Annotated in this window: 19 protein-coding genes; 5 read left to right on the top strand and 14 right to left on the bottom strand. The window is 63.3% G+C overall.

What is annotated here, in order from left to right:
* Positions 1 to 31: 31 nt before the first annotated feature.
* Positions 32 to 2,242, top strand: a complete 2,211-nt coding sequence (locus KMZ68_RS11855) for a tetratricopeptide repeat protein (protein ID WP_249779632.1) — start codon at positions 32 to 34, stop codon at positions 2,240 to 2,242.
* Here the strand turns inward: KMZ68_RS11855 and KMZ68_RS11850 are convergent.
* From KMZ68_RS11850 to KMZ68_RS11830, 5 genes are all read right to left on the bottom strand, one after another.
* The gene (locus KMZ68_RS11850; protein WP_215616296.1) at positions 2,239 to 3,480 is read right to left on the bottom strand and encodes a TCR/Tet family MFS transporter; all 1,242 of its coding nucleotides are present in this window, start codon (positions 3,478 to 3,480) and stop codon (positions 2,239 to 2,241) included. The genes KMZ68_RS11855 and KMZ68_RS11850 overlap by 4 nt on opposite strands.
* A 244-nt stretch (positions 3,481 to 3,724) precedes the next feature.
* Positions 3,725 to 6,370 (bottom strand): autotransporter outer membrane beta-barrel domain-containing protein, encoded by a 2,646-nt coding sequence (locus tag KMZ68_RS11845; RefSeq protein ID WP_215615937.1) that lies wholly within the window; start codon positions 6,368 to 6,370, stop codon positions 3,725 to 3,727.
* A gap of 328 nt (positions 6,371 to 6,698) precedes the next feature.
* Positions 6,699 to 6,938, bottom strand: coding sequence for a DUF6894 family protein (locus KMZ68_RS11840; protein WP_215602281.1), 240 nt, complete (start codon positions 6,936 to 6,938; stop codon positions 6,699 to 6,701).
* Positions 6,939 to 7,282: 344 nt separating this feature from the next.
* Positions 7,283 to 8,410, bottom strand: coding sequence for a helix-turn-helix transcriptional regulator (locus KMZ68_RS11835; RefSeq protein ID WP_215615936.1), 1,128 nt, complete (start codon positions 8,408 to 8,410; stop codon positions 7,283 to 7,285).
* 305 nt (positions 8,411 to 8,715) lie between these two features.
* Positions 8,716 to 8,916 carry a hypothetical protein gene (locus KMZ68_RS11830; RefSeq protein ID WP_215615935.1) on the bottom strand — a complete coding sequence of 67 codons (201 nt, stop codon included), beginning with the start codon at positions 8,914 to 8,916 and terminating at the stop codon, positions 8,716 to 8,718.
* Between the two features lie 93 nt (positions 8,917 to 9,009).
* On the opposite strand from KMZ68_RS11830, the gene KMZ68_RS11825 reads away from it, so the two are divergent.
* Positions 9,010 to 9,741 (top strand): outer membrane protein, encoded by a 732-nt coding sequence (locus KMZ68_RS11825; protein WP_215615934.1) that lies wholly within the window; start codon positions 9,010 to 9,012, stop codon positions 9,739 to 9,741.
* A gap of 129 nt (positions 9,742 to 9,870) precedes the next feature.
* Here the strand turns inward: KMZ68_RS11825 and der are convergent, their stop codons facing one another.
* The 3 genes from der to KMZ68_RS11810 are packed head-to-tail and all read right to left on the bottom strand — an operon-like array spanning position 9,871 to position 12,557.
* Positions 9,871 to 11,256: a ribosome biogenesis GTPase Der gene (der, locus tag KMZ68_RS11820; RefSeq protein ID WP_215615933.1), complete on the bottom strand. Its 1,386-nt coding sequence runs from the start codon at positions 11,254 to 11,256 to the stop codon at positions 9,871 to 9,873.
* 53 nt (positions 11,257 to 11,309) lie between these two features.
* Positions 11,310 to 11,870: a hypothetical protein gene (locus KMZ68_RS11815; RefSeq protein WP_215616295.1), complete on the bottom strand. Its 561-nt coding sequence runs from the start codon at positions 11,868 to 11,870 to the stop codon at positions 11,310 to 11,312.
* 33 nt (positions 11,871 to 11,903) lie between these two features.
* Entirely contained in the window at positions 11,904 to 12,557 is a 654-nt protein-coding gene (locus tag KMZ68_RS11810; RefSeq protein ID WP_215615932.1) for a tetratricopeptide repeat protein, read from the bottom strand.
* Between the two features lie 327 nt (positions 12,558 to 12,884).
* Between KMZ68_RS11810 and KMZ68_RS11805 the strand changes: the two genes are divergently transcribed.
* Together KMZ68_RS11805 and KMZ68_RS11800 are read left to right on the top strand one after the other, a co-directional pair.
* On the top strand, positions 12,885 to 13,130 hold the full coding sequence (locus KMZ68_RS11805; RefSeq protein WP_215606742.1) for a PilZ domain-containing protein: 246 nt from the start codon (positions 12,885 to 12,887) through the stop codon (positions 13,128 to 13,130).
* Between the two features lie 113 nt (positions 13,131 to 13,243).
* Positions 13,244 to 14,068 (top strand): tetratricopeptide repeat protein, encoded by an 825-nt coding sequence (locus tag KMZ68_RS11800; protein ID WP_215615931.1) that lies wholly within the window; start codon positions 13,244 to 13,246, stop codon positions 14,066 to 14,068.
* Positions 14,069 to 14,115: 47 nt separating this feature from the next.
* Here the strand turns inward: KMZ68_RS11800 and KMZ68_RS11795 are convergent, their stop codons facing one another.
* The 6 genes from KMZ68_RS11795 to KMZ68_RS11770 form a co-directional block, all read right to left on the bottom strand.
* Positions 14,116 to 15,384, bottom strand: a complete 1,269-nt coding sequence (locus KMZ68_RS11795) for an AAA family ATPase (protein ID WP_215615930.1) — start codon at positions 15,382 to 15,384, stop codon at positions 14,116 to 14,118.
* Positions 15,381 to 16,124 (bottom strand): CpaD family pilus assembly protein, encoded by a 744-nt coding sequence (locus KMZ68_RS11790; protein ID WP_215615929.1) that lies wholly within the window; start codon positions 16,122 to 16,124, stop codon positions 15,381 to 15,383. Before KMZ68_RS11790 ends, KMZ68_RS11795 begins: the two co-directional genes overlap by 4 nt.
* A 39-nt stretch (positions 16,125 to 16,163) precedes the next feature.
* Positions 16,164 to 17,636, bottom strand: a complete 1,473-nt coding sequence (locus KMZ68_RS11785; RefSeq protein WP_215615928.1) for a type II and III secretion system protein family protein — start codon at positions 17,634 to 17,636, stop codon at positions 16,164 to 16,166.
* Positions 17,637 to 17,652: 16 nt separating this feature from the next.
* Positions 17,653 to 18,450, bottom strand: coding sequence for a Flp pilus assembly protein CpaB (gene cpaB / locus KMZ68_RS11780; protein ID WP_215615927.1), 798 nt, complete (start codon positions 18,448 to 18,450; stop codon positions 17,653 to 17,655).
* Between the two features lie 141 nt (positions 18,451 to 18,591).
* Positions 18,592 to 18,957 carry a hypothetical protein gene (locus KMZ68_RS11775; RefSeq protein ID WP_215615926.1) on the bottom strand — a complete coding sequence of 122 codons (366 nt, stop codon included), beginning with the start codon at positions 18,955 to 18,957 and terminating at the stop codon, positions 18,592 to 18,594.
* 130 nt (positions 18,958 to 19,087) lie between these two features.
* Positions 19,088 to 19,252, bottom strand: coding sequence for a Flp family type IVb pilin (locus KMZ68_RS11770; protein ID WP_215602292.1), 165 nt, complete (start codon positions 19,250 to 19,252; stop codon positions 19,088 to 19,090).
* Positions 19,253 to 19,575: 323 nt separating this feature from the next.
* Between KMZ68_RS11770 and KMZ68_RS11765 the strand changes: the two genes are divergently transcribed.
* Positions 19,576 to 20,439, top strand: a complete 864-nt coding sequence (locus KMZ68_RS11765; protein ID WP_215615925.1) for a hypothetical protein — start codon at positions 19,576 to 19,578, stop codon at positions 20,437 to 20,439.
* Positions 20,440 to 20,647 lie beyond the last annotated feature (208 nt).

Below are 20,647 nucleotides of genomic sequence, written 5' to 3'. Positions count from 1 at the left end.
AGCCTTGATAGCCACGGAGAATAAAGTGGCCATGCAACGGGTTTGGCGGAACGTGTGGATCGGCATCGCGGTGGCGACGGCCATTGCATGGGCCGCACCGGTGGCAGCGCAAACTTCAAGGGATTATGATTGGTGTCTTGGCAAGCGAGACGCGTCGGACGACCAGAAAATCGCAGGATGCACGTCGATCATCAAGGGCCGGCGAGAAACGCGACCGAATCTCGCCATTTCCTATAACAATCGCGGCCTAGCTTACCAGCACAAGGGCGCCATCGACCGCGCCATCGAGGACTTCGACGAGGCGATCCGGCTTGATCCTCCGCGCAGGGCGACGCCACTAAGCAACCGCTCCATCGCGTACCGAGATCGAGGTGACTACGACCGCGCCATCGAAGATATCGATCAAGCGATCAAATTGCGGCCGGGACACGCCGACTACTATTTTAACCGCGGCATCCTTTACTCAGATAAGGACGACTACGACCTTGCCATCCAGGACTACGATGAAGCGATCCGGCTCAATCCGAGGAAATCAAACTATTTTAACAACCGCGGCTTGGCTTACGCCGACAAAGGCGACGCCGACCGCGCCATCCAGGACTACGATGAGGCGATCCGGCTCAATCCGAAAGAAAGCAATGCTTGGCACAATCGCGGTTCGCTCCATAGGAACCAAGGCGACTATAGCCATGCCATCCATGACTATAGCGAAGCCATCCGTCTCGACCCCGGCGACTCAGCTCACTTCTATGATCGCGGTCGCGCCTATCTGAGCAGCCGGGAGTTCGACCGCGCCATTTCCGACTTCGACCAGTCGATCAAACTCGATCCCGATTACAGTTTCGGCTTCTTCTATCGCGGCTGGGCGTACAAGGGCCGGGGCGATCACGACCGCGCCCGTCAGGACTATGAAAGTGCTATCCGGCTCAAGCCCAACATCGTCAGCTATTACATCGGTGAGGGAAAGAAACACACGAACAACGGCTTCCGCGACAAGCGCCAGTTCGACCTCGCCATCGAGGATTACGACGGGGCGATCGAACTCGATCCCACCTCCGCTACGGCCTACCTCAATCGCGCCATTGCCTACCTGCACAAGGAAGGCGTCGACCGCGCCTTCCAGGACTATGACAAGGCGATCGCGCTCGATCCCAAGTCTGCCGACGCCTGGCAAGGCCGCGGCGCCATGTACCGCAACAAACAACAATATGGCCGCGCCATCGAGGACTATGACCAGGCGCTTGCCATCCTCGCCGCGCAACCCGCAGACGACACGGCGGTCGTCATCGCGAAAGTCTCCATCCTGGGTGATCGCTGCTATGCCCGCAGCATGCTGGGCCAGTTGGAGGCCGCGCTGGCGGACTGCGGCGAGGCCTTCCAATTGAAGCCTGCTTCGGGCCCTCGTCACAACCGCGCCGCGGTCTACCTGAAGCTCGGCAAATTCGATGATGCCATCGTCGATTACAACGTCCTCCTGCAGAGCATGCCGAGAGACGCGAGTTCGATTTACGGGCGCGGCCTCGGCAAGCTAAAAAAGGGCGATCACGCCGGCGGCAACGCCGACATCGGGGCGGCGAAGGCCATCTGGCCGAATGTCGCCGGCGCCTTTGCCGCCTGGTATGGCATTGGCGAGGAACCTTATTCACGTCCGTTGGCCGAAACGGCGTCGCCTGCCTCCACTACACCGGCGGCCGGAGGTCCAGCGCGGGAAGCACAGCCGCCCGTCGCCGCCAAGGCGCCGGCAACGCCCGCCGTTCCGTATTCGAAATCTCCGGCTGCCGCCGCGGCATGGCAAGAACGGGACTGGTGCGAGGGCAAGGACATCGTCGCGCCCGATCTGAAAATCGGCGGCTGCACGGCGGTGATCCAATCCGGTCGCGCGACGGTAGATCTGCTCGCAGAAGCCTTCAAGAACCGGGGCACGGCATACGCCGACAAGCGTGATTACGTCACCGCCATCCTCGATTTCAGCCAGGCGATCCATCTCAAGCCTGAACACGCCGACTTTTTCATTAACCGGGGATATATCTACCACCAGAGCCAGGACTACGACCGTGCCATCGCTGATTTTGATGCGGTGCTGAAGATCAAGCCAAAGAGCGCCAGCTCCCTGTACGGGCGCGGCCTCGCGAAGCTGAAGGCGGGCGACAGCAGCGGCGGCAATGCCGACATCGCGGCGGCGAAGGAGATCGAGCCCGACATCGCCAAACAAATGATACGTTACGCCGTGCCGCAGCCCTAGCGGACCCGCGCGCCCGCCAGCGTGCGCGCCGCGATCAGAAGCGCCAGCAGCAACAGCGCCGAGGCCAAGAGGAACGGCGCCCCCGGCAATTGCAGCGGGGCCTTCGCGCCGATGAAATAGGCAAAGGTCAGCGTGAACAGGAACGGTCCCACCAGCTGGGCCACGCTCTGCACGCTCGATGTCGCGCCCTGCAACTGGCCCTGTCGGTCGGGCGCCACCAGCTGCGTCGTCAGCGCCTGGATCGCCGCGCCCGACACCCCCCACAATGCCATCACGGGAATGCCGAGCCAGGACAAGCGGCCGGTCGGCGCCAGCGCGAAAATCAGGAAGCCGAGAGCGCCGCAGCAAAGCCCGAGCATCAGCGCGCGCCGTTCGCCGAGACGCGACACGATCGGCCCGATGCCGAGGCCCTGCACGATCATGGCGCAGAGGCCGACCATCGCCAGCGTCAGGCCGACGGTCGTGGTGTCCCAACCGTAACGATAGGTTGCATAGAGCACATAGGTCGACGGCAGCACCACATGCGCGGTCTGCGCAAAGAAATTGGCCACCGACAGTCCCGCGAGCACCCGGTCGGAGCGCAAGAGATGCAATGCACCCACCGGGTTTGCGCTCTTCCAGCGAAACGGCGCGCGGCGATCGCGCGGCAGCGATTCCGGCAGGATCAGGAAGCCATAAAGCGTGTTGGCAAAACTCAAGCCCGCCGCCGCCCAGAACGGCAGCCGCGGATCGATGCCGCCGAGCAGCCCGCCGAGCGCAGGACCGAGAATGAAACCGGCGCCGAATGCCGCACCGATCTTGCCGAACACCGCCGCGCGCCGTTCCGGCGGCGTCACATCCGCGATGTAGGCGAAGGCCGTCGAGACGCTGGCCGACGTGATGCCCGAGATCACCCGGCCGACGAACAGCCAGATCAGCGACGGCGCCAGCGCCATAAGGACGTAATCGAGCGCCAGCCCGAAATTCGACAGCAGGATGACCGGCCGCCGGCCGAACCGGTCCGACAGGCCGCCGAGGATCGGCGAGCAGAAGAACTGCATCAGCGCCCATGCGGTGCCGAACACGCCGAAGATCCGCGCCGCGCTCGCGGTGTCGTTATCGACGAAGCTTTCTACCAGCTTGGGCAGGATCGGCATGATCAGGCCGAGCGCCAGCATGTCGAGCAGGATGGTGACGAAGATGAATGCCGCCGCACCGCGGCCCGGTGCGTCTGGCAATGGCGCTCCGATCACGCGCATGGGCGATTTGTCGATCATGTTCAGTGCTGAGTCTGCGGGCGATGGGGCTGGCTATCGCCCGCAGACTAGCACACGCACCGGCGCGGATGGCAACCCGGCGCGGTTTTCGGGAATCCCGCCGACTGACGAAGCGGGACTACTCCATGTAGCGCCGCCGCCTCCTTCGATCGGCGGAGGCGGCAACCATTCTGTGTTCACGACCCATGTTCACGAAACTACGCCGTCCTCGCCGCGCGATTCGACGTCAGAACGTGACCCGCACACCGCCTTTCGCCGTTCCGATACGGCTCTGGTCGGACATCATCATGCCTTCGACGGCGCCGAACACCGCAAAGTTTGCGCGGACGTGGTAATCGAACCCTGCACCGGCCACAGCCCCGACCGTGCTGCCCTTGCCGGGCGTCGCGAAGGCGAGGTTCTGCCCGATCAAGATGGCGCTGATGGTGGCGTCGCCTGCCCGCTGCTGGGCGATCACCCCGCCATGCACGTTGGTCTTGAGGCTGTGCTCACCGCCGAAGAAGGTCGTCACCTTCGATACATCAAGCTCGCCGCGCTCCTCGAAGTTCTGAAGCGTGCGATTGCCGACCGTCAGGCCCTGCGCCGACCCGGTCTCGCGGTAACCGTCGAACATTCCCGCGACATAGCGCAGGCGCGCGGTCGGCGTCAGCACGTAGCCGTTGCCGACGCCGTAGCGGAAGCCGTAGGCGACCTCCGGGCTGATGAACCAGCCGTGGTAGTCAGCCGCCGCCGTCTCCATGCCGCCCGCGGCGAGATTGTTCAGCACCAGCCGCCTCGACTTGTTGGAGGCATTGCCGCCCTGCACGGTGAGGTCGAAGAATTGCGAGGCCCATTCGAAGCGGCTGTAGACGCCACCGAACACGTAATCGGTGTCCACCGTCTGCGAATTCAAATCGACCGATAGCCCGCCGGCGCCGCCGCCGATGAACCCGCCGACCAACCAGTCCGACCGCACCCTGCGGTCGATGCCCATGGCCGCGCCCCAGGCCGTCGAGGTGGCGCGCAACGTCGCACCCGTCTCATCCTGGGTGCGCTGGCCGCCGAAGCTCGAGGCCCACACCGTGATCGGCGCAGGGTTCGCCCAGCCGGAATTCATCCCCGGCGCCTTGCTGAAACGCCCGGCACGGCTGCTTTCGGGCGCATAGGCCATCGCCATCATCGCGCCGTTCGAGGACGGCGGCACGCCGTTGAGCCGGCCCTGCACCAGCGACGACACGCCGCCGGTGAAATCCATCAGGGTGCGGTCGGTCTGCGCCAGCGCGGTGGGATCGAGTGTGGCGAGCTGGTTGCCGGCCTGCACCGCCGGGCCAGTGAAACCGCTGCCGATGAAGCTGGTATTGAGGACGCCGGTGAAATTGATGAAGGTCGGAACCGCGACGGTCGTGAGCGACGATACCCGGCTGCTTGGCGCGGCGCCGATCACATTCACCACGTCGTTGCCGAAGCCCATATCGACCACACCGACGATGCGCGAACCGTTCAGCAGCGTCAGCGTGTCGGCGGCGTTCGACAGTCTTATCGCCGTGCCGCCAGTGCCGATGATAGTGCCGGAATTGACAATATTCGAAGCTCCGTTGCTGAAGATGCCAGTCGCTCCGGAAATGGTACCTGTATTGGTGACGTTTACGCCGACGTTACCGAACACGGCGATGCCGTTTGCCCCCACCGATATTGTCCCCGAATTCGTCACTCTAGCGCTGCCGCCGCTGAAGATCCCGACACCCGCTCCCGCGGTAATCGAGCCAGAGTTGGTGACGTCGGCGTTCGTGTTTGACTGAATGGCACTCCCAAATGCGCTCGTTGCCTGTATCCTGCCGGCATTGTTGATGATGGCGTCGCCATTGTTGGCGAAGATGGCTGTCCCGCCGGAAATCGTGCCGGTGCTCGCATTGGTCACCGTGGCACCGCCGTTAAGCGAAAAGATCGCTACACTGCCGCCTGAGACGGTGCCGAAATTGGTCACGTTGACGACCTTCGCGACGATGCCGTCGGTACCGCCAACAACCGAGCCGGAATTGTTGACGGTCGCGATGGTTGAGGCATGGACGCCGTTGAGGCCGCCCGAAATCGTGCCGGTGTTGTCGGTAACGTTGACGGTAACGCCGTCGATGCCAACACCGGTTACGCCCGTCCCCGAAATAGTGCCGGCGTTGCTGACGTTGACGGTGGCGGTACCGTTTGACGCAACGATACCAAAGGCATCGCCGGCTATCGTGCCCGTCCCGGAATTCCTCACTGTGGTGGTCCCGGAGGTGTTCGTGCCCCGGATACCGACACCGTTCGCGCCGGTCGCCATAATGACCGCCGAGTTGGTGATATCGACGGTCTCGCCGCTGGCATTAATGCCGTTGGTTACGCCGGATATGACGGCACCAATCCCCGAATTCTTCAGGACGAGCCGATGAGCGAGGACGCCAAAACTGACGGCGGCCGTACCCGTGATGGACCCTGAGTTTGTGACATCGAGATCGGAGATCGAACTGATGCCGCTATGGGCTCCCGATATGGCTCCGGCATTGTTCATGCTGGCACTGCTGTTATTCACGCCATCCGTGTCTGAACTGATGCTGCCACCACTATCGACATTGACTATACCATCGTGATTGAACTGTATGCCGGGTGCTCCCGTTGCGGTGATCGAAGCGCCGGATCCGACATGGTACGTGAGGCCGTTGTCAGTCGGGGCGCCGAAGCCAGGGTTATTGGTACCGGTGCATTCGACCGTGGTGCCGGTGGTCGTGCACGCCGCTTCTGCGCGCTCCACCATCGCGAACGGCGCGATGCCCATTGCCAGTGCAAACACATGACCTTGCGCAAAGCGACGGCGTGCCGAGGGCAGCTGCCCAAATCCATTGATGACGGCCCGGTCCATTCCCATTCCCATTCCCATTCCCATTCCTATTCTGCAATCCGATGTCTCGAATCGCCGAAGCCATGCTTCGATGCATTCACCGTAGTCACGCACAGAACCGCCGGCGTCCCTCGAACGCAGGAGCCGGCGAAGCGCACGGATGGTTCTTCGCGCCATTGTCAGCGACTGTTGCAAAAATACGACATGAAGCCGGTGGCTGTATGATGCGATACCGATGGCGCAGGCGCGGACTCGATACGCGACGCACCGATCGGCTACGACGCCGGCGAAACGCGCGGCAATGCAGCGACAATCCTGAAGGCCCGTAACGTCGGCCCGGCGCCCATCGTCATGTCGTGCTGCCACCGGCAGCGTCGGGATCGATCGACGATCGGTAGACTTCCCTTCTGCGCTCGTCCCTGACACGTATCCAGCTTCCGCTGTTACGCAGTTCCGATCGCATCAGGAGAAGATGTCGCGCCAATTCGTCCGCCGCCGCTGCCGCGCTGGTAGGATATTCGAACAGCATTCCTCCGGGATCGAGAACAACATAACGATCGAAGAAGAGATCAAAGAAGAAACGAGACATGCTTTTGGCACCATGAAGAGAGACGCGGCCGAGGCCGCATCGGGATTCATCGGTCGTATTTTGCTAGGCCCCACGACTTCACCCCGGTACCGCTTGCGGCAGAGGCGAATGACCAGCAACGTTGGATTACCTGGCTTTCCCGATTTTGGAATCGGGCAAGCGGCACACCCTGGCTCGCAGCCTGGGGGCAGCGAAGGATATTCATACCTGTGCCTGATGCGGCTGGCATCATTCGAACGCAGGAGACAGGATGCGCGCACGGCGGCGAACTGCCACTGGCGCAAGCCCTCAGCGCATCGCACCCCGATCTTTTTGATCCTTACGGAAAACCGGTACTCGCCACATCACATGCCCTGGCTGATCAGCGGCGATGCAAATCCCGCAACGATCTTGACAAGATCGGCCTGGCGATCGGCGCCGGTTTTTCCAAACAGGCGGCGGAGGTGCGTCTTGATCGTCGTCTCTCCAACACCGAGCGCGGCAGCGACTTCCGGAACACCGCCGACCTCAACGATGGCAAGCAGCACGCGCAACTCGGTCGGGGTCAGCTTGTAAGTCCGGGCGATCACCTCGGGAGGCGACAGGGTTTCCAGCGCGACCCTGCGAATGAACACTGCCGTCGCAGCAATGCCTTTAGTGCGCCGGGCCCCGGACGTCAGCGGCAGCGTGTGGACAACATAACGCGCGCCGTTCTGCCCCGTCAGCGGCAAGGCGATGCCTTGCGTTCCGATTGCCGCATCGCCGCCACCCGCAGCCGCAAATAGCTGCTGCAAGGTGCAATCGAATTTCGCATCGCGCGCGACGAGCCGCCCTTCGGCCGCAAACAGGGCATTGCCGTCGTCAAGAATAACATGACATGCAAGGTTTGCATGAACGATCCGTCCCAAGGAATCGACAAGGCAGATCCCGGTGTTGAGGCCATCGAGCGTATCGGCGAAAGTAGCAGCCTCCGCCGATTTGAGATCGAACAGCCTGCCGACGAGCACCGCCCGCCGAACGTGCGGAACGATAAGGCGCATGCGCCGCCGCGCGTCATCGTCGACAACACCGTCGCGTTCGTGGCGAAACACTCCGAAAAACGCGGCGGTAGTCATTGATTTATCGAGCACCGCCGATACGAAATCCACCAGGCCCTGCGGTTGGACCCACTCCTTGTAGAACCGCGTGTCCAGGAACTCATCGTAAGCCATCAGGTCCGCTACCGCGATCGGCTGCCCGACATCAGCAAAGTAGTGGCCGGTCGTGGTCGGGTCGAATCTTATGTATTTGTCGAAATAGAGTTGCCGATAGTGAGGCCCGATGCCGGATTCGCAATAGACGCTGCCTTCCCCGGAGGTCGGGCTCTTGGAAAAGATCGACGCCGCAGAGCCGCCGACGAAACGCCCGGCCTTGCCAACAACGTGCTCCCACAGCGAGGGGGCAAGCGCGGCATCATAAATTTCACTGATGAGTTCGGAGAGTTGCTTTGCCATGATCCATGGTCATCCTCGAAGACGGACACCCCGGCCAGTGGTCGTCGACGCAACCGCAGCCGAGTTGCGAGCCGCTGGCACAATTGATGTGACCCAGGGCCCGGTTTCGCCGCCCCCTGCAGCATAGTTGAGATCGGGACACAAGGCCTGGAGGGAAACGATGGCGAGCTGGACCAACGCGAAGAACTTCAATTCGGCAATTACAGCGCTACAATAAACGTAGCAATTTTACTACGTTATTTGTAGCGCGGCCGCAAGCGGCCGCCGATGCAGGAACAGCTTTCTGCCATGAAGGAAAGCAAGTCTCATCGGCGACCAGCGCGCCGGCTCTCGTCGATTCGATTCACGGAAAGTTGAATGTCCTTCACGACGAATGCTCGCGCCTGTGGGTAAACGGATCGGCTTTCTCCCATCTTCCCCATCAGATCCCATTTGTTGACGGCCATCACGCGGCCTCTCTCATCTTGCAGCATTTTCGCAACACTCGTCGTGTTTCTCTTCAGCATCGATCGTTCGGTGGACGAACGGCCCGGGAGCTTCAGAGTACGACTTTTCCCAAGCTGGGCTTCTACTTCTCGGCTAACTGATCGAGAGGTGTCATGGCAAGTTCAAGGCTCATTGTTGCGACCGCTGTAATCGTCATCGCAGGAACGAACGCGGCGTCGGCCGCAGACTTACCAGCGCCGGTGTACACAAAAGCTCCGGTCATGGTGAACCCCGCCTACGATTGGTCGGGGTTCTATGTCGGTGCCCACGTCGGACATCTCTGGGGCAGATCGCGCGTATTCGACAACGGCGTGCTGACCGAGTCCGGAGCGCCAACCAATGGTGCAGTGGGCGGCGTCCTCGCGGGATACAACTGGCAATCGGGACCGCTTGTCCTGGGAATTGAAGGAGACTTCGGCTGGAGCGACGCGCAGGGGCACGGTACGGCGCCGCCACCTCCTCCACCTCCACTGCCACCGCCTCCCGTTATTCAACATGCACCCAACACATATAACTTGAGGTGGGACAGCCACTTCGTCGGCAAGGCCGGCTTTGCGTCAGATCGATGGTTGATTTTCGCCACGGGCGGCCTAGCGATCGCTGGCCTTGACTTTCAAGAGGGCGTGGCGCCTGGCGCTCCGCCTGCCAACGGAATCAGCGAAACATATGTGGGCCTTTCGGTTGGGGCCGGCGTCGAGTACGCATTCAACCAAAATCTGCTCGGTCGGCTGCAATATATCTACGACGACTTTGGCAGTAGAGACTACGTTGCTTCCGATGGCGGTACGTACCGCTTGAGGCTCACCAGCCAAACGCTCAGGGGCGCGCTTTCCTGGAAGTTCTAGATCAGCGTCACCGACATCCACTTCGTTCCATCGGCTTGATCGACGTTGCCGTCTGCGACGGTTCGACAGCCGCGAACCATAGGCGGGTGGAGACACAACTTTGACAGACGGCCCGCCCGCGCGTGCCGCTTACGAAGGCCGCTTGCGCTTGTGGGCGAAGGGGTTGGCTTTTTCGCGCAAGGAGATCCGCACCGGCGTGCCCGGCAGTTCGAAATATTCACGCAAGGAGTTGACGAGGTAGCGCAGGTAGGATTGCGGCACGGCGTCGGCGCGCGAACAGAACAGGATGAAACTCGGCGGCCGCGCCTTGGCTTGCGTGATGTAGTTCAGCTTGAGCCGGCGGCCGGACACCGCCGGCGGCGGGTTGGCGTCCACCGCCTGCTCGAACCAGCGATTGAGCGAGGCCGTCGGCACCCGCTTGTTCCACACCGCGTAAGCCTGTTCGATCGCGCTCATCAGCCGGTCGATGCCCTCGCCCATCAGGCCGGACACCGCGACGATCGGCGCGCCCCTGACCTGCGGCAGGAGGTGATCGGCGTCGGTGCGCAGCGCCGATATCAGGCTCGACTGTTTCCCCATCAGGTCCCATTTGTTGACCGCGATCACCAGCGCGCGTCCCTCGCGCTCGATCAGGTCGGCGATGCGCAGATCCTGCTCCTCGAACCGGTTCTGCGCGTCCATCATCAGCACCACGACTTCGGCGAAGCGGATAGCGCGCAGCGCGTCCGAGACCGAGAGCTTTTCCAGCTTTTCCTCGATCCGCGAGCGCCGCCGCAGGCCGGCGGTATCGAACACGCGAAAATCCCGGCCCTGCCAGGTGACTTCGACGGCAATGGAATCGCGGGTAGTGCCGGCCTCGGCGCTGGTCAACAGCCGCTCCTCGCCGAGCAGGTGATTGATCAGCGTCGACTTGCCGGCATTGGGACGGCCGACGATCGCCACCCGGATTGGACGCTTGGCGAGATCCTCATCCGACACGATGATATCGTCATCGTCGAATTCCTCGGCTTCGCCGGCGGGCTCCGGCATCACCGCGCGCAGCGCGTCATAGAGATCGCTGAGGCCTTCACCGTGTTCGGCCGAAATCTGGATCGGCTCGCCGAGCCCCAGCGCGTAGGCTTCCATCGCGCCGGCATCGCCCTGCTTGCCCTCGCTCTTGTTGGCGACCAGCACCACCGGCTTGTTGGCGCGGCGGGCGAAATCGGCAAAGCCGCGATCGTTCGGCGTCAGCCCGGCGCGGGCGTCGATCACGAACATCAGGGCATCGGCAAGCGCGATCGCGGTCTCGGTCTGCTCCTGCATGCGCGCGGTGAGCGAGCCCTTGGCGCCCTCGTCGAGGCCGGCGGTGTCGATCAGGGTAAATTCGAGATCCCCGAGCCGCCCCTGGCCCTCGCGGCGGTCGCGGGTGACGCCGGGCGTGTCATCGACCAGCGCGAGCTTCTGCCCGACCAGCCGGTTGAACAGCGTCGATTTTCCGACATTGGGCCGGCCGATAATGGCAATCGTGAAAGACATAAGATTTCCGTGCGCTCTTTGGGAAGCGCGTGTCAATTGGATGAAGCAACGTATTAGCGCGTAAAGGTGCCGCTCGGCAGCGGCGCCGGGAATGGCGCGGCGGATTGTTGCGATTGCGCAGGCTGTGCGGGTTGGGCGGCCGGCGGATCGGGTGGCGGCGCGGTGGTGCGGCGGCGCACGATCTTCGCCGGCTTCGGCGGCGGCGGCGCAGCAGCCGTACTGCCATCCTCCTCAGGCGCGGCATCAGGATCCGGCGCGGCGGCGGGTTGTGGCGCCCGGCTGGCGGTGACGGGGGGCTTGCCCGGCTTCGCTCCACGTTTAGCTTTCGGCTCCTCCGCAGGCGGCGCGGCGGCGGCCGCCGCGGCCTCGGCGTTCTGCCGGTCGATCTGCTCCTGCCGGGAGCCCTTGTACAAATCCTTCGGCACGCCCTGCTCGAGGCCCGGCACGCCTTCGGGAAATACCGGCTTGCGCTCGCCCGGAAGCTTCTTCTTGGTATCGAGGAAATCGAGCAGATCGGAGGGATCGAAGCTGCTCATGCCGCCGGCGCAGCCGGCCAGCGCGCCCGACAATGCGACGACGACGGCGGCGGCGATCAGGCGTTGCGAGCGGCGCATGGTCGATTTCTCACTCAACTCTCTTTCCCGACGTCAGCTTTTCGCGACCGGCGGAAGCAATGCCTGCAGCGCTTCGGCGCGCGAGCGCAGGCTCGGCGGCGTCTCGCCGTCATTGGCAATCAGGTCCAGCCATTTTCGCGCGGCCGTGGCGTCGTTGGTGCGCCAGGCCGACAGCGCGAGCAGTTCGCGCGCGGTATGGCGAAAGGTTGCCCCTGGTGCTGCGGCCGGCTCGAGGCGCTGCAGCATGTTGGGATAGGTCGACGTCTCCAGCAGCAGTCCGGCCGCGCGGACCCTGGCCAGGTCCTGCTCCGGCACGCTCACGCTGCGATCGGCCGCGATGTCGTCATAGAGCTTCACCGCCGCCTGCGGATCGCGGCTTCCGGCTTCCGCCGCGGCGCGCAGCCGCGCCAGCATGCGGTAGCCCGACGGCGCCTTGGCGGCCAGGTCGGTGAAGGCCGCTTCCGCCTCGCTGTGCTTGTTCTGCTCGGACAGCTCGGCGGCCTTGTCGAAGGCGGCGCCGGCCTCGGCGGCCTTCTTGGCCTCGAGATACTGGTAGCCGCGCCAGCCGCCCACCGCGGCGACGATCAAAAACGCACCGGCGACAATGTAGATCGAATACTGTTCCCACAGCTTCTTGAGCTGGTCGCGACGTACGTCCTCGTCGACTTCATCAAATAATTCAGACACTTAAGGCTATCCCATCCCCGGTGAGGCGCGCGAACCCGCCTGCTCGCGCCAATCATCCGATCCCGGCGTGCGGCGGCGATACCCTAGCGATATGGCGCTGGCAAGGCAAAGCCAGCCGGATCAAAGCGTTAAGGACGATCGGCCGCTGCCGAAGGGTCCGGGGAGCGGCATTCGGGCCCCCGCAAGCACAGAAGCCCCCGGTAAAGGAACCTCAAAGGTAAACCATCAATTTCGAACCGTTCCGCTAGCCCTATTCCAACGATTCTTCTGTAAACGAGACGCAAGAATGCCGGATGGCGCATTTTTTGGGTAAGGCAAGGGATCAACATGCTGGCGAATCGACGCAAGAGCGAACGTCGTCTGTGCAGACGGGTAGCGAAGATCCAGTTCGGGACCGGCTCGCTGCCGCGCGACTGCATGATCACGGACATTTCGGCGGGCGGCGTGAAGGTCATCGCCGATTATCCCGACATTCCCCCCGAGTTCACCATCATCCTGTCGACCGGCGATCCGCGCCAATGCCGGCTGGCGTGGCGGATCGGCTGCGAATTCGGCGCGCAATTCGTCGATTAGGACAAAGGCGCGCCGCAATCGGTTGACCGCGACCGGAGCGGCCGCCTCCTTAACCGGAACTTAGGGTTAAACTGTGAGCATTTCTGGTCAGTCGACGACCAGGATCAAACTTCGTGCTCCAGCATTTCCAACCACATCGCTTCGCGAGGCTTCGTGCCTTCGCGGCTTCGTCCGCGATCCTGGCGCTGGGGCTTTGCGGCTGCCAGACCGCGGGCTCGCCGGACATCACGGGCTCGCTCGGCGACAAACCCGAAGCAAGCCGCGCCGCCGCCTCGCCGCAGCAGCTGGGAGTCTATCGCGACCGCCTTCGCGCCAATCCCAAGGACGCCAATGCGGCGCTGGAATACGGCAAGGCGCTGCGCGCCTCGGGGCAGCGGTCCCAGGCGGTCGCAGTGCTCGAGCAGGCCACGATCGCTCACCCCGGCAACAAGGCGTTGCTTGCCGCTTACGGGCGGGCGCTGGCGGACAATGGCAATTTTCAGCAGGCCTACGACGTCCTCACCCGCGCCCATAGCCCCGATGATCCCGATTGGCGCATTCTCTCGGCGCAAGGGGCCGTACTCGATCAGCTCGGCCGCTACGAGGAAGCACGGCAATACTATGCCAGCGCGCTGAAGATCGCGCCCGACGAACCTTCCGTGTTGTCCAATCTCGGCCTCTCCTACGCCCTCTCAAAGGACCTGCCCAGAGCGGAAGAAACGCTGCGCCGCGCCAACAGCCGGGCCGATGTCAACCCGCGCGTGCGGCTGAACCTGGCGTGGGTGGTCGGCCTGCAGGGCCGTTATGCCGAGGCCGAAAGCATCGTGAAGGCCGACCGGCCGGCCGAGGAAGCGGCGGAGAACGTCGCTCAGCTGCGGCGGGTGCTGTCCCGTAAAGAAAAAGAGAATGCGCGCGCGGAAGCCGGCAAGACGCCGGCAACGGCCCGGCGCTCCGATTGACCTTCATTGTCTTGCCTGGCGAAGCGCCGTGACGCTTCGCACGCGGCCTACTTTGCCCGCAACTTCCTGATCAGCGGCGACAGGAACGAGCCCCGCCGCTTCCTGGCGTCGCCACGGCCGGTCAACTGCTGCGCGATGCCCAGGAAGGTCTCAGTGGTACGGTGACGGGCGGAGATCTCCGCGATCATCTGGCCGTTGTTGGCCGCCGCGCCGAACAGCTTGGAATCGAACGGAATCGTCGCGATCGGCTGGCTCTCGATGGCCTTGGCGAATTCGCGGGCGCTGATTTCCGGACGCTTCGGCAGGCCGACCTGGTTGAGACAATACAGCGGGGTCCGGTCGTTGGGCCGCGCCCCCTTCAGCATGGTCAGCATGTTCTTGGCATTGCGCAGATTGGCGAGGTCCGGCTCGGCAACGATCAGGATGTCATCGGCGCCGAGCAGGACGCGCCTGGTCCATCCCGACCACTGGTGCGGAACATCGAGCACGATGCAGGGCGTCGTCATGCGCAGCGTATCGAAGATCGAATCGAAGGCTTCGGCGCCGAAATCATAGACCCGCTCGAGCGACGCCGGCGCCGCCAGCAGGCTGAGGTTGTCGGTGCATTTCGCCAAGAGGCGCTCGATCAGCGCGCTGTCGGGCCGATCCCCCGAGAACACCGCGTTCGCAATGCCCTGCAACGGATCCTTGTTGTAGTCGAGGCCGGCGGTGCCGAATGCGAGGTCGAGATCGATGACGACGGAATCCAGCGAGAGGTCGCGCGCGATCGCCCAGGCCACGTTATGCGCGACCGTGGATGCGCCGACGCCGCCCTTGGCGCCGACGACCGCGATAATGCGGCCGACGGCTACCGCCTCCGACGCCGAGAACAGGCTGCAAACCGAACGCACCACGTCCAGCGGAATCACCGGCCCGATCACGTAGTCGCTGACGCCGCGGCGCACCAGTTCGCGATAGGGCGCGGCATCGTTGGCATTCCCGATCACGACGACGCGGGTTCCGGGATCGCACACGGTGGCGAGCTGATCGAGGCCGGCAAGAATATCGCTGCAGCCTTCGGTTTCCAGGATGATCACGTTCGGCGTAGGCACGGTGCGATAGGCGTCGACGGCCGCCGCCATGCCGCCCATCTGAACCGTGATGTGGGCCTTGCTGAGGCGGCGGTCTTCGGCCGCCGACCGCACGGCGGACGCGGTTTCCACGGTCTCGCAAAAGGCCTGCACCGACACGCGCGGCGCCGGCGCGATGTAATCATCCGCGGGCGGCGGGGCGTTGTCCGGCAGGTCTTCGGAATTTCGACGAACGGAGCTGATCATTTGCCTGTATCGCTGAGTTTGGCCTTTTCGGCTTCGGGATAAACGGTCGTGGTCGGATCGCCCTTGCGGTACTTCTCGAATGCCTCCGAACGACGCGCCGTATAGGCGGGAGATTCGGGTCGCGGCTGCTCGAGATCCGCCGGGTTGTCGATCATTGCGGCGAGGTTGCGCTGGGTCGCGCAGCCGAAATTGTGGTACGGCCTGTTCTGGGAGTAGTCGGGGTTCAGCACCGAAGGCCCGAGGTCGTCGGGCCACAAACCGCAGGGTCCGGCCACCGCCTTGATCTTGGGATAGCTCAGCCTGATCGTGGCGAACTCGCGGGGATCGTCCGGACGGTAACGATGCAGCTTGATGCCGCGAGCAGGCACGCCGCCCGCTGCGAGCACGGCCCTGATTTCCCCATAGGCAGACGCCGCTGCCCGGGCGTTCGGCGTGTCGACCGGCACATCGGCGACGATCGCGCCGGTTCCTTCGCGAACCCAGCTTCGTGCCAGTCCGGCAACGTCGGCGCGCTGCGAACCGGACAGGCCGCCGCGCGCATGACCGACGAAAACGACGATGGAGTGATCGCCTTCGGTGACGGCGATCGGATGACGCTGGCGGTAGTCGGTGGGAGTGCTCGCCGTCACCAACTCCGCGGTGGTGTTGTAGGTGCACGCACCCAATGCGGCCGAGAGGCCGACCAGCGCGCCCAGCAGGCGCAGGCTTCGATAGCGATCGACCGATATGATGTTTGTCATCGTTGCGTCCTCGTCCCGCCCTGGCCGGGCGCCCCTGTCTCAGTCGATGATGAAGCCGAAATTGCCCTGGAAGCTCCCGATCGGTTCGACGCGGCCGGGAATGCCGTAAATCCGGTTGATCTGGGCCAACAGCGTCGATTGCGAATCCGACGCAGGCGCAAATCCGTCATCGGGACGCGACAACTCTTTCTGGGCAACCGCCCGAACCACATAGGGCGTCACCAGCACCATCAATTCGGTCTGGTTGTTGACGTAGTCCTGGCTGCGGAACAGCGCGCCGAGAATCGGCAACGAGTCGAGACCGGGCAAACCGTTGACGGCCTGCTTGGTCTGCTCCGCGATCAGGCCGGCCATCGCCATCGAGCCGCCCGAGGGAATTTCCAGCGTAGTTTCGGCGCGGCGGGTCTTGATCGAGGGAACGGTCAGCGAATTGCCGGCCTGGTTCAGCGTGATGGCATTGTCGTTGGAGAGTTCGGAGACTTCGGTCATCACGCGCAGGCTGATCCGCCCCTCGGAGAGCACGACCGGCGTGAAGTTGAGCGAAATGCCGAATTTCTTGTAGCTGATCTGGGTGGTGCAGACATGCGTGACCGGATCGCAGGAATAGCCTGCGGGGACCGGGAATTCGCCGCCCGCGATAAAGGTGGCGGACTCGCCCGAGATGGCGGTCAGGTTGGGTTCGGCCAGCGTACGCACCACGCCGGCGCTTTCCATTGCGCGCATGGTGGCGGTGACCGTGGGCAACCCCTTGGTGATGGCGGCGGCGGTCAGGGCATTGTCGCTAATGAGCGGGCGGCCGTAGGCGGTGAACGGATTGCTATTGTTGAAGTTCACGATCGCGGTGCCGTAATTCATGCTGGCGCTGAGATCGACACCCATCTGCTTGATGATGTCCCGCCGCACTTCCGAGACGTTGACCTTCAGCATCACCTGGTCGCGGCCCTTGACGACGATCGAGTTGACGACCTTGTCGGTGCCGCCCACCAGCCGCGCGGCGAGATCGCCCGCCTGCTGCGCCTCGATCGGCGACGATACCGAGCCGGTCAGCATGACGCCCTCGCCGACGCCCTCGATCTGGATTCCCGGCAGGGTCTGCTTCAACGCGGCGCGCACGCCGTTGAGATCGCGCTTGACCGCGATGTCATAGGCCGCGACCTGCTGGCCCGCGGCGTCGAAGAACACGACGTTGGTCTGGCCAACCCCGGCGCCGATGATGTAGGCGCGCTGCGCCGAACGGACCACGGCATTGGCGATCTTGGGATCGGCGACCAGCACATCCTTGACCTCGCGCGGCAGGTCGATGATCACGGATTTGCCGATGCCGAGGGCGAGAAAACGCACCTTGGTCGATCCGACGGTGGCGACCGGCGCCGGAATCGGCGCCGCGGCGACGTCGTCATTCGCCAGCACGGGCGTCATGGCCGGGTTGAGCGTCAGCGCGGCGACGGCCGAGAACGACAGGGCGCGAACCAGAACGGCCCGCACTGACGATTGATTTCCCCTGCACTTCATATCGAACGTCCTTCCGTCACTTCTGTGTCATTATCGAGCTGTGGACGCCGTAGCGGACCACATTGATGCTCTCGCCCCGCTTCAGGGCTGCCTGCTCGTCAGTTGCATTCTCGACCATGTTGACATCGGCGATGCTGCGCAGCGCCAGCGCCAGCGAGCCGCTCTGGCGCGCGCGGGCCAGCGTCTCGGCCTGTTCGGGCTTCAGCTCCAGCGTCACGGTCTTGCCGACCACGGCGTTCTGGCCGTCCTTTTCCTTCGGCGCCTGATCGATCGCGAGCACGCGGACGTTGCTCAGGATGATCTCGGAATTGACGACGTCGGGGCCGTTGCGGCCGGGGTTCTTCTCGCGCTTGGAAAGAATCACGTCGACCCGGTCGTTCGGCAGGATGAAGCCGCCGGCGCCGGTCTCCGGTGAAATTTCGGTGGAGATGGCGCGCATGCCGGTGGGCAGGATCGCCGCCATGAAGCCGGATCCGTCGGCCTTGACCAGCTTCTGCTCGCGGATCGGCTCGCCGGCGATGAAGGGGGCGCGCGCGATCGAGCCCGCGACCTGGGTGGTGGCGTCTGGGCGTTCGCCGCGGCGAATGAAGGTGCCGCTGGTCGCAGTCGCGGGCCAGGTCTGCCATTGCAGGTCGTCCGGCTTCAGCGACTGGCCGAGGCCGATGTCGGCCTTCGCCACCAGGATGTCCACGGTCTGCAGTTGCGCTACCGGTTGGGCCGGGACGGATTTGTTGTCGGAGCCGCTCGCGAGATAGGCGGCAACGCCGCCGGCACCGAGAGCGATGGTCAGGACCACAATGCGGGCGGTATTCATTACGCTTTACGATCTACTTTTACGCCAGGCCCCTGAACCTCAGGGTGATGACAGCTTCTGCTCCAGGCATGACTAAGCGGTAAAGGTATAAGTGAACTTGAGGACCGAATGAGTTTGCGGAAACGAGCGATGGAATTGTCGTCATGGTGAACGGGACGTTGATGGTGAAGAGAGCGTTACCCGTCCGGCACGCGGGGTCAGCAAAACTACGGGCATAACGGCGTTGAGCGGTCTTGCGAGCGCGACAATTTCGGCATCCGCCGGCAGGCGCTCCCGGATTTCCAGGTAGGAAAGGAGGCGGTGGACGCACAATCGCATGCTGCGCCGGTCGACGACTTCGAATTGCGTGATCGGCACCCTGCGGGCCTTGTCGCGCGATTTCACCAACCGGCTACGCGCGTGCCGGTTCGGGGTGCCGCGCAGGCTCAGGAGGACGGGAAAATGGCGGCGGCCGGGAATCCTGGGGTTGCCGCGTCGGTTCTCGCTCGCGTGCTGCCATGTCAGCACTTCGCTCCGTCAGTCAGTGGAAAAAGAGTGGACGGAAAAGTCCGTCCGACAGGAAACCGGCGGCAAAGCCCATTCGAGCTGCCGCCGGTAACCGGATTGCGCTGCCGCCCCCTGAGAAGGGGATGCGTCGTTACTTCAGCGAGTCGTTGATCGAGGTGAACTTGGTATTCAGGTTGGTACCGAGGCCGTTGACCACCGCGATGATCGCAAGCGAAATGCCGGCGGCGATCAGTCCATATTCGATGGCCGTGGCGCCGGATTCATCATTCCAGAACTTCAAAACGGAACGCTTCATGTGATGCCTTCTCTCTCTCGCTATGGGGCCCTGCTCCACCAGTTCCCTCGCACGCAAACCTAGTGCGGAAATTTCTAAGCTTGCATGAAGCGAATTGGCGCAAATTCCCCAGAAATTGCGCGCAGTTTCAGAAGCAAATTTGACGCGATTTCGTTGCCGACGGCCTCGACCGTTTCGCATATCGCCGTAAAGAGCCGCCCCACGACCCATAACGCCGGAAAACGCCTTGGAGCTTGGATTTAGCGAGAGCGTATTGACATCGCGGCTCGAAAATTGTCGTAATCTTTTCGCTTTACCTGATCCTTTGTGTTTGCAGGTGGTTCATGCTTCGCCACGCTTTGACTGCAGTTCTTGCCATGGGCCCGGCGGCGCTGCCCACAGCTTCGCTGGCCTACGACATCAAGCCGAAGACACCGGAGTCGGCTTTCGCGGCAAAACTGCGTCCTGATATTCTGGGTGTCTCCACGGACTCGTCGGCCGAATCCGCACGGGCGACCTTTGAATCGGCTTTCAGGGGACGCACCAATACCAGTACGGATATCCAGCAGCCGAAATTCGGCGGTACCGCCATCAGCTACACCGCTGCGCTGGTTTTCAGCCTTCCCTCCGGCCCGAAACAGACCGGCGAAGTGCTTTCGGGGAGTTTTTCGTCGCCTGCCAGCAGCAACCGCGCCTATTTCGTAAGCCGCAACCTGACATTTGCGCAGGACCAGCAGCCGTCCAAGGCCGAGATGATCAAGCAGGTCATGGACAAATACGGCGCCCCAACCATCGTCGGAAACCAGCACCTTTATTACATTTACCGCGCAGGCAAGATCGTATCCGTCGGCGCCAAGTACAAGGAAGCGACCGCACTGGAGGCCGTCGACCGGCCGCTCGAGCCGAGAACGGCGATCAAGCTGAACGACGCCAACGGCCGCGGCAGCTGCGTGGCCGTCGTGAAACGCTCGCTGGCAAGAGAAAAGACGCTGAGCGCGATGCTGGGCGAGGCGAAAGGCGCCAATTGCGACGGCGCGCTGAGCGTGGAGCTGACCACGGGAAACACGCCGGACCGGGTCGGCAATGCACAATTCACGCTGCTGGATTTCAAGCGGATGATAAGCGCGGCCGCCATCGACGGCGAGGCCCTTGCCGCGGAACAGAACGAGCGAAATCCGACGCCGCGGGCAAGCGCGCCAAAACTCTAGTACTCACTATTAATGGTCAGCGAGTCGCTTGCTGCCCATGCTTCGAGACGCGCGCGATGCCCGCTCCTCCCGAGTGAGCGCGAAGCGCTCATCCGGGCATGAGGTTGTTGTGTATCAACAAGTTGGACCTCGTCCTGAGGAGGCCGCGAAGCGGCCGTCTCGAAGGATGGCTGCATTACCGATTTACGATTCCGGGTACTAGCCCGAA

Source organism: Bradyrhizobium sediminis (assembly GCF_018736105.1).
Lineage (GTDB): Bacteria > Pseudomonadota > Alphaproteobacteria > Rhizobiales > Xanthobacteraceae > Bradyrhizobium.
The sequence above is the reverse complement of the archived record's forward strand: the minus strand, read 5'-3'. Positions and strand labels throughout refer to the sequence as shown.